The sequence below is a fragment of the Nitrosomonas sp. Nm166 genome (assembly GCF_900112825.1).
In the GTDB taxonomy this organism is placed as follows: Bacteria; Pseudomonadota; Gammaproteobacteria; order Burkholderiales; family Nitrosomonadaceae; genus Nitrosomonas.
The window spans coordinates 1-11,298 of record NZ_FONE01000062.1 but is presented as its reverse complement, the minus strand read 5'-3'; the positions used below and the strand labels follow the sequence as shown (position 1 = coordinate 11,298).

Below are 11,298 nucleotides of genomic sequence, written 5' to 3'. Positions count from 1 at the left end.
CTGGAAATTTACTTCAACAGTACGCTTTTTTACACCTGGAAAATTAAATGATTTATGGGTACACTTTGTCACTGGCAATTCCTTTTCTTTATTCGACGTAGGTAACTGAATTATAAAGAATTATTTGGGAATTGCCACTTACCTTCGTGCAATATTGGGGCTAAGCCGCAAGATCAACAGGATAAGAGAGTAAGAGATGAAGGTAAGGATGAATTTGTTGGACTGGCAAAAGCATTATGGGCAGCAACCTGGCCAGAAGGATTTCGCTGCCGTACTGCGGGCATGATCATGGCTATGCCATAACGACCCGTCATAGTTGGGAATGCAGTTGCTGCCATAAGCAAACGTCGCTAACTGCAGGAACGTTGTTTCATTCAACCAATCTGCTGTTTTAAGTGGTTTTGGGCAATTGGCATGTTAGCTTCAGATAAAGGCGGTATTTCTGCGTTACGTTTATCGAAAGCAGATGAATGTATCGTGGATTACGGCCAGCCGGATGTTGCGCAAGATTCGAGTCGCCATGGGACGCCGGATAACATCGGTTAGAAGAATGGATTGAAATTGACGATGCATTGATAGGAGGGCGACAGACTGGGGGAAAGCGTGCTGGGTTTATTGCCATGCAGCAAGTTTCAGGCATTAGCCGGGAAGCGGTATCGCAATTTGCGAAACAACATCTTTTACCTGATCAAGGGTGCGCAGTGATGCGTTGCCCTCGCTGACTGAGATCGGAAAAACTCAGAAACCATGATGCCCGGGTGACGCCATCCCATAAAGCCGGAGAATGGTTACCCTGGGTACATGTTGCCATTGGTAACCTTAAAGCATTCTTGTTTGGAACATACCACGGCGTAACGTCAAAATACTTACAAGAGTATCTGAACGAATTTTGTTACCGTTTAACAGAAGAGCATGGGAAGCTCAATTACCATCCAGACTCCTCAATGCGTGTCTGACCCATACTCAAGTGAAACTGAAAATGGTATAGAGGCATAAAAAAATAAGTAAAGTCATATACTTTTATGTTATTTTGCAAGGTGATGCCTAAAAAGTTATAAAAAATAACTTGTTGTGTAATAAATTTTCTGATAATAGTATGCATTTCCATTTCTGTATGCGGCCGGAATTGAAGGAGCCTTAAAAAATGCCACAAAAGCAACAAAGTAAACAAGTGACTCCCTATGAACCAAAAGCGGGTGAAGATTATATGAATCCTGAGCAGCTTATGCATTTTCGCAAGATATTGGAGGGTATGAAGATTGAATTGGGTCAGGATATTGATCGTGCGGTGCATACTATGCAGGATGAGGCTACGGTTTTTGCCGATCCTAATGACCGTGCCAGTCAGGAATCTGATATGACTCTTGAGTTACGGAACCGTGATCGTGAGCGCAAGCTTATCAAAAAGATCGATGAAATAATTGGTAAAATAGAAACCGGAGACTATGGTTATTGTGAGAGCTGTGGGGTAGAGATTGGATTAAAACGACTCGAAGCTCGACCTACTGCAACATTATGCATTGATTGCAAAACATTGGATGAGATACGAGAAAAGCAAATAGCTAAGTAAGTATTTATTTTTATTATAAATATCTCTTTTGCTATAAATAAGACCCTGTCCTATGTAAGTACAGGGTTTCATATATTTATTTGGTATAAGGTAATAAATTTTATGCTTCTGTAGCAGAGTCTGCATCATTCTCAGCAGATGCTGCTTTCATGCTTAATCGAAGTCTTCCTTTATCATCTGCTTCTAGTACTTTTACGCGGACTTGTTGACCCTCGCTCAAGTGGTCGGACACATTATTGACGCGTTCGTTGGCAATTTGTGAAATATGTAAAAGACCATCTTTACCAGGAAGAACACTGACGATAGCTCCAAAATCTAGCAATTTTAAAACAATTCCATCATAAATTTTTCCAACTTCAACTTCAGCAGTGATGTCTTCAATCCGTTTCTTGGCTAATTCTCCGCCTTCAGCATTGACACAAGCAATTGTTACCTGACCATCATCTGTAATATCAATAGTAGTACCCGTCTCTTCCGTGAGCGTGCGTATGACAGCACCTCCTTTGCCGATGACATCACGAATCTTTTCTGGATTGATCTTGAGTTTAATAATCCGTGGCGCATGAACTGAAATATCTTCACGGGTTGAGGGTAAAGCTTGCTTCATGATTTGCAGAATGTGTAGCCGTCCTTCATGAGCTTGTATTAAAGCTGCATGCATGATTTCTTTGGTAATACCTTGAATCTTAATATCCATCTGTAATGCAGTGATACCTTTTTCAGTGCCTGCTACTTTAAAATCCATATCGCCCAGATGATCTTCATCACCGAGAATATCAGTTAGTACAGCAAACCGATTACCATCTTTAATTAAACCCATGGCAATACCTGCTACATGTGCTTTTAATGGAACACCCGCATCCATTAATGCAAGGCAGCCCGCACAAACGGACGCCATTGAACTGGAGCCATTTGATTCAGTAATTTCAGACACGACACGCAATGAATAGCCAAATTCCTCAGGAGAAGGCAGAACTGTAGCTAAGGCACGTTTAGCAAGACGCCCATGGCCAATTTCACGGCGCTTTGGTGTGCCTACACGGCCGATTTCTCCTGTAGCGTAGGGGGGCATGTTGTAATGCAACATAAAGCGATCATTATAATCGCCTTGCAGTGAATCAACTTTTTGCTCATCACGAGCTGTACCTAGTGTTGCTACCGCTAATGCTTGAGTCTCCCCCCGAGTAAATAATGCTGAACCATGCGTGCGGGGCAGTACACAGTTTCTAATTGTTATGGCTCTAACGGTGCGTGTGCCACGCCCGTCAATGCGAGGTTCGCCATCCAAAATTTGGTTACGTACAATTTTGGATTCCAATGCAAAAAAAGCTTCTTTAAAAGATTGCAGATCGGGACCACCTTCGGTATCAACGCCAATTTCAGCAGATATGCGCTGACTGATTTCTTCGATGGCTTCATTACGCTCTTGTTTTAATTTTATCTTAAAAGCCTGTCGCAAATCGGATTCTGCTATGTTGGCGATTTTTTCTTCAAGTCCAGTATCTTTTTCAGGCGGTGTCCAATCCCATGCAGCTACCCCCGCTTCATCAGCAAATTCGTTGATGGCATTAATGACTACCTGCATCTGTTCGTGACCATACACTATGGCGCCTAGCATTATTTCTTCAGATAGTTCCATTGCTTCAGATTCGACCATAAGAACTGCTTGCTGCGTACCAGCCACCACTAAATTTAATTGGGTATCTTTGAGTTCTGAAATGGTTGGATTTAATACATACTGATTATTGATGTAGCCAACACGAGCGGCACCAAGTGGACCGTCAAATGGAATACCAGAAAGTATTAGGGCTGCTGAAGTACCGATTATTGAAGGAATGTCTGCATCTACTTCACTGTCAGCCGACATAACAGTGGCTACAATTTGTACTTCATTATAGAAACCTTCGGGAAAGAGTGGGCGAATTGGGCGATCAATTAATCTGGAAGTGAGTGTTTCTTTTTCTGATGGGCGGCCTTCACGTTTGAAGAAACTACCAGGTATTCTACCTGCAGCATAAGATTTTTCTTGATAGTCCACTGTGAGTGGAAAGAAATCCTGCCCAGTTTTTATATTTTTTGCACCTACTACGGTAACAAGTACTACTGTATCGTCCATTGTAACCACTACGGCGCCATGTGCTTGTCTTGCTATTTCTCCTGTTTCTAATGTAAGTTGATGGCGTCCGTAGGTAATACTCTTTTTGATAGGTTTCAATTAACAATCCTTTTCTGATGAATTTTCCGAATTTTAAATTATTATCAAATCATATTATTGGTTGTATGATAACTTAAAGGGAAAATGACTACTTAATTTGCTACTGGCCAGTTGTTACTGGCCAGGTTTACAGGGAGCATTTATTTGCGTAAACCAAGGCGTTCAATTAGTGTCTGATAAGTATCAATATTGCGGTGTTTAATATAATCAAGTAACTTACGACGACGACCTACCATGCGTAACAAACCTCTACGCGAATGATGATCCTTGACATGGGTTTTGAAATGTCCAATCAAGTCATTGATTCGTATTGTTAATAATGCGATCTGCACTTCTGGAGAACCGGTATCTCCATCTGCTCTCTGATACTCACGTACTACTTGTGCTTTTTGGTCGATTGTGACTGACATAAATTATTTCTCCAATTAAATTACCAATATAAAGAGAGCCGGAATTTTACTCTTTAATATTGTTCTTGTCCAAATTACGACAGAACAGGTCATAGGATCATTGAGTTAATCACTTCAATAGGTATTGATGAGTTAAAAGACTACAGAATTCGTATATTTAGACTCTAGCAACGTAGCGACGTTATCAGGAATATCAGTAAAACAGGTAAAGCAAGAATAAACTCAAGAAGGTTAGATAAGCTTGAATAACAAAAGAACAGTCATGTCTTAAATTTACTAGTAATTCTGTTGTTATCCAAGTTGAGACCTGATAAGAATGTCTTAATAAGATATTACGCCTGTGAGTTTTCGCCTCCATGTCCAGATGGATTGGTAAACTGGTCATTTAATGCTTGAATGTAATCATTGGCTTCGTTAATAATTTCATCAATAGTCTGCTGCGTTACTTCGTTCCAGCCTGTCGGTCCTTGTAGGAACATGGGTCGATAAGCGGCAGTACTCTTATTGAATGCTTGCATGTATTGCTTATATGTTTCGTGATCATTTCCAATCTCATCGGCCAATTTTTTCAACATCTGGTTGGCGACAGCGCGGCGAATAGAAAAATGAGTATAAATGATACCTATCAGCAGAAATAATGCTATTACCAGTGCAGAAGTTTCCCCTCGCATAAGCTCATCCTGGAATGTTTTAAGGAGCCCCCAAGATTCATTCATCGTTAATATTACTCCTGCTAAGATAGCCAGAGTACCAAAAGCTAGCCCATCAAATAGAATCACTCTGCTTTTCCATTTTTTCAGCATGTCAGAGAGTTTATGGACAATCTGATTTTTAATACCTTTAGCTGTCTGTTCAAGCTTCCCGACAATGCGATATGAGCGTTCTACTTCTATCTGGCGCATCCGTGCATCAATATCAGCCATATCTTCTTTACGTTTTTTCTCAAAACGCTCTCTGACATTCGGATTGGCAATTGGAACGGCTGCGCTTGGGTTATAAATTCGATAGAATCGTCCGGTGATCAAACCTACTTCTGCCAGCGAACGTTGCCAAGCAGAAACGACTTCTTCAGGATTGTCTTCTTGCGCTGTTACATCAATCTGATTCAGAATATAGAGAAATTTATTAGCATCTGCACGATTAACACTAGCTGATACTAAATAAGCTAAAGTATCTTGCATGGCCTTAGGTTCTGGATGGCGAGCATCAAAAAATACAAGAACCAGATCAGATAAGTCAATGATATGTTGAGTTAAACGTAATGTAGAGGCACGCTGATTGTCAGCATCAAAACCCGGAGAATCAATCAGGATTTTCCCGCGAATGTTTTCAGATGGACAGGTTTTTAGTTGCAAATAAGCATCAATACGTTCTTGCCCTGCTTCAGAGATTTCTTCAATGCTGCGACTGATTTGAAAAAAAGGAAAGCGCGGATCGGCGTCAAGTGCTATGCCAGGAAGTGTTTTTGCTTCATTATGGCGACTGTAGCAGATCACCGTAAATTTATCGTCAACTGCCTGAGTGCCCGTACGCTGCAGTGGTACGTTCAAATAGGAGTTAATATAAGTCGATTTACCAGCAGAAAAAGTACCCAGCACAGCGATCATGGGCCACCAAGTCACACAGGTTGCATAAGATTCATCTTTGCTGATCAATCCCATGCTGTGACCGACGTAATCCATTTTTCTAAAACTTTTTACTGCGTTTGCTAGCGTTGGGTTATCTGGATGCTCATCAGTAAGATGCTTCTGTAAGCTATTTAAATACTTATTAATTTGTGTTGAACTATGCGGCATAACAGTTCCTTTTCGTTCTTATAAAAGTGTACCTTGAAGAGATGCTATAGGAGTGATGTTTTTATGTTAATTTTACTTGCTTGTTTGTTGTGTAAGTAATTGAAAATAATCATTTTTTTCAATAAGTTGATTGGGTTATTTTTAAAAATAAAAATATACGCTAACCAAATTTTTTGAATTAAAAGCAACGGCATTGTGCCATTTAGTCCTAGATAACACATTCATTATTAGTCAGTTTATGCTAGATAGAAATTAAAGAAGATGGATGATTTTAGCAAGAACAATACTGGCTTGCTACTAACTGGTGCAATTTCACGCTATTTCTAATCTAATTCTACGCTGATCTTACTCTTACATAAATAAGCGAATATTATCATAGTCAATTTAGTATTGAATAATTTTAAATAATCGTTGTTTTTAGTGTTACATAAAAATTGAAGAAGCGTTATCGTACAAAAATAAAATCGATTTACTGTTCGGTTGGGGATAATATACGATCAATTTATTGTTCGGTTGGAGATAGTTTTAGAGCATGACGTTAGAAAGTGATAACGAGCAGCGTGTAGAACGTTCTGCTCATGTAGGTCGCTATATACTCATTGGTTTTCTTACGGTGGCACCATTGTGGGTTACTTGGTTGGTATTTGATTTTTTATTAAATTTATTGGCTCGTGTAGGAGATCCTTTATTAAAAGGGATGGCTCGTGCGGTAAGGCCTTTTTCTGATACTACAGCCAGCTGGTTGCTCGATTCCAATTTTCAGCATGCAGTCGCGGCCTTATTGACTATAGTCAGTTTGTATGGGATCGGATTATTGGCATCTTTTGTCATCGGTATGAAAGTGATCAGTATCTATGAAAATATACTGGCTAGACTTCCTTTAGTGCAAACAATTTATGGAGCAACCAAGCGTTTTTTGCACACAATAAGCCAACCACCTGTCACGGGACAGCGGGTAGTTCTGATTAGTTTTCCTTCTTCACAAATGAAAGCTGTTGGTTTTATCACAAAAATTATGCATGATAAGGATAGCGGGAAGAAATTAGCCGCTGTCTATGTACCGACTTCCCCCAATCCTACCTCTGGATATATTGAAATTATGCCTATAGACGATGTGATATTGACAGATTGGACGACCGAAGAAGCAATGACATTTGTAGTGACAGGTGGTACCAATGCGCCTGAGAGTCTGAATTTTTCCACCAAACCGAAGCAACAAGAACAGGTAGCGGAAAAGCAGTAAAAAATTGGAACTCAATATTCTGTCTTATTCACGCTTTTATAGATAATAAATAAGGCAGTACTTTGATTTCCAACATGGGTCCTTGTAGTGATTGCCAATGAATCTTATCGGTATCAACACTACTTTGTTGGATGACAGCCAGAACATCAAAGCCGCCGTTGGGTGATGCTGCAACGTTAAGGATATTGCCGCTGGATTGATCATTCATGTCAGCACTGTATAGCGCATCACCAGCTTTTATAGTTTGCGTTGTGGCGATATGTGCTAAGAACATGCGACGCTTAAGTTTCCCCAGATACTGAGTACGCGCGACAATTTCTTGTCCAGGATAGCAGCCTTTTTTAAAGCTGACGCCGCCAATCGCATCCAGGTTGATCATTTGTGGTAGAAATGCTTCTTGAGTCTCAGGTAAGATAACAGGAATCCCAGCCTGGATATTCAGCCAATCCCAGCAGCTGGAACCAACAGGCCTAGCATGTGGACCGAGGTGCTCCCAGATGATTGACGCATTCTCGACCGACACAACCAATTCCATACGATATGGAGCCAGCGAAAGGATACTGGCTTTTTCGTGATGAGTAACATGTAGTGGTTGATCCGAATTGCATGCTAAACCCGTAATTTCTGTTATTAACGTAGCTGCATCTGGGCCGGCAAGGCCGATTCGAACGAGATCATCACTTACATTCGTTAATTGGACTTTAGTGCGCAATATATAAAGCGATAATCGTTTTTGAATGGAAGGGCATAAGCTGGCGGGCAACTGCATTAAAAAATCATCACCCTGTTGCCATAGCAAAAAATTTCCCAGAATCCGACCCTTAGGCGTGCAGTAGCTGCCATACTGTGCCTTTCGCTGATTAATTTCTCGAATGTCACAACTGAGCTGGCTTTGTAAAAAAGTTTGAGCGTCTTCTCCCGAGAACCGAATCAAGCCGCAGTGGGAAAGATCGGTCATAATGGTGCTAACTTGTGTGTCCTTACGTTCTTCCGTGAGATCGCCAAAATGAATCACACAATTATTTTCGATGGCGGCGTGATGATTGCGTAAATAAGTTTGCCAGACCGGATTCATACAAAAAGTTACGAATAAGAATTAATATATTATACGATATTCCACTTAAGAAGAATCAAGAGCCAGTCTCGGGAAAATTAACTTTGCTGTCCTTTGAGAAAGGGATCAAAGACAGAATTTTTATTCATTGGAGCAATTTATGATTGCTAAGTCATTGTGATATGAGCGCTTTGTTCATTCATCGCCAACCTTCGCATTTGCTCGCTATACTCCTTAATCTGACCCATTTTGCTGCAGTTGGCTTGTTATGGCCGCTGACACTACCTTTGGATATCAAAATGGTTATCGTTGCTATGCTGCTGATGAGTCTGATTTATTATTTGAGGCAAGATGCTTTACTCACCTCAAACACTGCCGTAGTGGCTTTTGCTCTATCCGATGAAATGCAATGTACACTAACAACACGAGCCGGCAAACAGATTATTTGCAAGGTACAGGGTGATACTTTCGTTGCACCTTATTTAACAGTGTTGAATCTGAAGCCAGCAGGAAAATTTCTTATGCGTAGTGTAGTGATATTGCCAGATAGTATTGATGCACAGGAATTCAGGCAATTACGGGTGTGGTTGCGTTGGAAGTAGAGAGATAACAGTGGAACTGAGAAACTGTCTTGAAAAAGATCATACACATTTAGCCACAGTCAACCTTAGCATGGCGATACGTACCATGTTCTCAGTGCTACGAGCCCAAATATCATAATCCTTGGACAGTCTCGTCTGAAGTTTCCCAGCCAGGCAAAGGTTCGTTCCACGATCCAACGAATGGGCAAAACTGCAAAGATATCCTGGATGCGTTCAGAGATATGCATTTTCAAACCAAGTGCCTGCTCAACAAAGTCTACAGCAGTGCCTCGATAGCCTGCATCACCGGAGAAGATGCTAATGCGCAGAGATTTTTCCACTGCCGCACGCAATAAGCAATGAGCTGCTTGAGTGTTACCCATGCCCATGAGGATGATGAAGGCAAGAAGTGCGATCTAAATTGAACGCTGCCCATTCGGGAGCACAGACCAACGACTATCATTATGCATAGCTGATTTGCAACTCGAAAGATAAAGGTAATGAGGGATTCGAAACAAATACCTTTGTTGACGATTGAACGCGAATTTAGAATTTGATCATGTGTCAAAGTGTTTGACACACTGTCTGCTTTCCTGTACGTTCATCTGTAAGAGTTTATCCTATATCCCGAATCGAGTGACAGGGAGATCGAAATGAACGAAACCCAAGCTGTGGTGAAGCGTATCCGGCAAACTCTCGAAAACGAGCCGCGCATCAATCTGCACCGCTATCCATTGAAGGTGAGCGTGGTGCAAGGTGCAGTGGTGATGGAGGGCGAGGTTGCGGACATCGCCGCCAAGAAGCTCGCCCTTGAAATGGCGGGTGCAATCGAAGGAACGCGCGGAGTCGTCGACCGGCTGTGTATCGTGCCCTCCGAGCGGCGCGGCGACGGTGCAATCCGTGACTCGCTCGTCAACTTCCTGCTCAACGCGAACGAACTGCGCAACTGCACGATTCGCGTCGCGAGCAATGGTGAGTTCGAGATGCTGCGCGAGGCACCACCCGATGGCAGTGGATCGATTGACTTCGACGTCAAAAACGGAATCGTCATGCTTAGCGGTACAGTGATCAGCCTTTCGCATAAGCGCATCGTCGGAGTGCTTGCTTGGTGGACGCCGGGCTGCCGCGATGTCGTCAATTCGCTCAACGTTGTACCTCAGGAGGAGGACACTGACTACGAAGTCATCGATTCTGTGCGTTTGGTGTTCGAAATGGATCCGTTCGTGCAGCCCGAGCAGATTGACGTCAAGTGCAGCAACTACGTGGTGACACTCCAAGGCTACGTACGCACCGACGATGAACGTCGACGCGCCGAGCTCGACGCCTGGTACGTGTTCGCCGTTGACCGTGTGATCAACAACCTCGAGCTACTCGGCTAGGCTTTAACTTTCACTGTGGCTAGCTCCCGGCGGACGGCCAGCGCCGCGCTTGATCATCCTGGCGCCTTCGAAGATCAGATAGCCCTTCGCACCATCACAAAAATATAGAGGTGCGAGCCTTCAATTGGTCATGTGAATTAAAGATAGCGTCTCATAGTTGCTTCCTTGATGATTCTGTTTATGCGCTTCACTGTTCGTCCGTCGGTGCTTTGGTTTTGTAAGTTGTATTCGATAGAACAAAGATCAAAAGAGAACTTTTCACGGTCAAAAGCAGGCTTAATTGCATGATAATTATGTTTTAAATCAGGTTATTGAAGTATTTGCTATGAGTTTCTTAGAATTTGATGTTACCCCACCGTGCTACAAGGGAAATTTTCTAAACCAAATAGATCAATTAGGTGATGTGCCAAATATTAAATGCTATCGCGCATTGAGTGCTTGTTTAGGAGGGCAACTGGCGAGATGCTGGCCAGGGGCTGGCAAGGATAATTGCGATTGACAGATTGGGAAGCTTCCCGGCAGGTTGTGATTCTGCGTCGCCCCTTGCAAGGCGAAATGCTGATTGCTCAGAAAGATGAAATGGGATGGCAGCTCCTGGGTTTCACCGAGGCTGATCGTAAGCAAACTAAACAGTTGGCTGGCTATGAATATGCAATATTGATCACCAATCTTGAGTATGAGATTCTGAGGAACCCTATCGTGACCAAGTAGATATCGAGAATACCTTCGATGAATTGAAAAATCGGTAGCGTCAATTCCTCTGTGTCTGGTGGAGCCCAAATAAGATCTGTTCCATAAGTTGCTTGAAGAGATAAAAGCTAGATACAGGGATATTGGTTACAGGGATATGGTAAGTACGTTCCTCCAATTGTTTAGCGACCATGAATATTAAATTTAGGGCTGCATTCGGGTTTGGAAAGGCTATGTAACAATTAATTATTGAATTGTTTGTCCAATATTCATTGAGATATAGAAATAGAGGTGTGCCCAATGAAATCAACGGAATTCAAAGCATGGATGAAATCCATTGAACGCATGAGTCGTAATCAG

The 11,298-nt window shown here is 42.1% G+C and carries 11 protein-coding genes and 1 pseudogene; 7 read left to right on the top strand and 5 right to left on the bottom strand.

Features of this window, described 5'->3' with window-relative positions; translation table 11 throughout:
- The first annotated feature begins 208 nt into the window (after window positions 1-208).
- Both BM021_RS13740 and dksA read left to right on the top strand, forming a co-directional pair.
- Window positions 209-988 (top strand): annotated as a pseudogene (locus BM021_RS13740) (IS1595 family transposase).
- 156 nt (window positions 989-1,144) lie between these two features.
- Window positions 1,145-1,570 (top strand): RNA polymerase-binding protein DksA, encoded by a 426-nt coding sequence (gene dksA, locus BM021_RS13735; RefSeq protein WP_090721582.1) that lies wholly within the window; start codon window positions 1,145-1,147, stop codon window positions 1,568-1,570.
- A 100-nt stretch (window positions 1,571-1,670) separates the two neighbouring features.
- Here the strand turns inward: dksA and pnp are convergent, their stop codons facing one another.
- The 3 genes from pnp to BM021_RS13720 form a co-directional block, all read right to left on the bottom strand.
- On the bottom strand, window positions 1,671-3,785 hold the full coding sequence (gene pnp, locus BM021_RS13730) for a polyribonucleotide nucleotidyltransferase (protein WP_090721581.1): 2,115 nt from the start codon (window positions 3,783-3,785) through the stop codon (window positions 1,671-1,673).
- A 140-nt stretch (window positions 3,786-3,925) separates the two neighbouring features.
- The gene (rpsO, locus tag BM021_RS13725) at window positions 3,926-4,195 is read right to left on the bottom strand and encodes a 30S ribosomal protein S15 (RefSeq protein ID WP_090721580.1); all 270 of its coding nucleotides are present in this window, start codon (window positions 4,193-4,195) and stop codon (window positions 3,926-3,928) included.
- Window positions 4,196-4,527: 332 nt separating this feature from the next.
- A complete protein-coding gene (locus BM021_RS13720; protein ID WP_090721579.1) occupies window positions 4,528-5,991 on the bottom strand; it encodes a dynamin family protein in 1,464 nt (487 codons plus the stop codon).
- Window positions 5,992-6,523: 532 nt separating this feature from the next.
- Here BM021_RS13720 and BM021_RS13715 point away from each other — a divergent pair.
- The gene (locus BM021_RS13715; protein WP_090721578.1) at window positions 6,524-7,234 is read left to right on the top strand and encodes a DUF502 domain-containing protein; all 711 of its coding nucleotides are present in this window, start codon (window positions 6,524-6,526) and stop codon (window positions 7,232-7,234) included.
- Window positions 7,235-7,262: 28 nt separating this feature from the next.
- On the opposite strand, the gene BM021_RS13710 is transcribed toward BM021_RS13715, so the two are convergent.
- On the bottom strand, window positions 7,263-8,309 hold the full coding sequence (locus tag BM021_RS13710; protein ID WP_090721577.1) for a CAF17-like 4Fe-4S cluster assembly/insertion protein YgfZ: 1,047 nt from the start codon (window positions 8,307-8,309) through the stop codon (window positions 7,263-7,265).
- A 161-nt stretch (window positions 8,310-8,470) separates the two neighbouring features.
- Here BM021_RS13710 and BM021_RS13705 point away from each other — a divergent pair, with 161 nt between their 5' ends.
- Window positions 8,471-8,890: a protein YgfX gene (locus tag BM021_RS13705; RefSeq protein WP_090721576.1), complete on the top strand. Its 420-nt coding sequence runs from the start codon at window positions 8,471-8,473 to the stop codon at window positions 8,888-8,890.
- 65 nt (window positions 8,891-8,955) lie between these two features.
- Here the strand turns inward: BM021_RS13705 and BM021_RS16660 are convergent, their stop codons facing one another.
- Window positions 8,956-9,252 carry a hypothetical protein gene (locus BM021_RS16660; RefSeq protein WP_371116536.1) on the bottom strand — a complete coding sequence of 99 codons (297 nt, stop codon included), beginning with the start codon at window positions 9,250-9,252 and terminating at the stop codon, window positions 8,956-8,958.
- Between the two features lie 270 nt (window positions 9,253-9,522).
- Here BM021_RS16660 and BM021_RS13700 point away from each other — a divergent pair, with 270 nt between their 5' ends.
- The 3 genes from BM021_RS13700 to BM021_RS13690 all read left to right on the top strand — a co-directional run bounded on the left by BM021_RS13700 (window position 9,523) and on the right by BM021_RS13690 (window position 10,959).
- Window positions 9,523-10,248 (top strand): BON domain-containing protein, encoded by a 726-nt coding sequence (locus tag BM021_RS13700; protein ID WP_090721575.1) that lies wholly within the window; start codon window positions 9,523-9,525, stop codon window positions 10,246-10,248.
- A gap of 280 nt (window positions 10,249-10,528) precedes the next feature.
- Window positions 10,529-10,747: a hypothetical protein gene (locus BM021_RS13695; RefSeq protein ID WP_090721574.1), complete on the top strand. Its 219-nt coding sequence runs from the start codon at window positions 10,529-10,531 to the stop codon at window positions 10,745-10,747.
- Window positions 10,744-10,959, top strand: a complete 216-nt coding sequence (locus tag BM021_RS13690) for a hypothetical protein (protein WP_090721573.1) — start codon at window positions 10,744-10,746, stop codon at window positions 10,957-10,959. The genes BM021_RS13695 and BM021_RS13690 overlap by 4 nt, the downstream gene beginning before the upstream one ends.
- The last annotated feature ends 339 nt before the right edge of the window (window positions 10,960-11,298 follow it).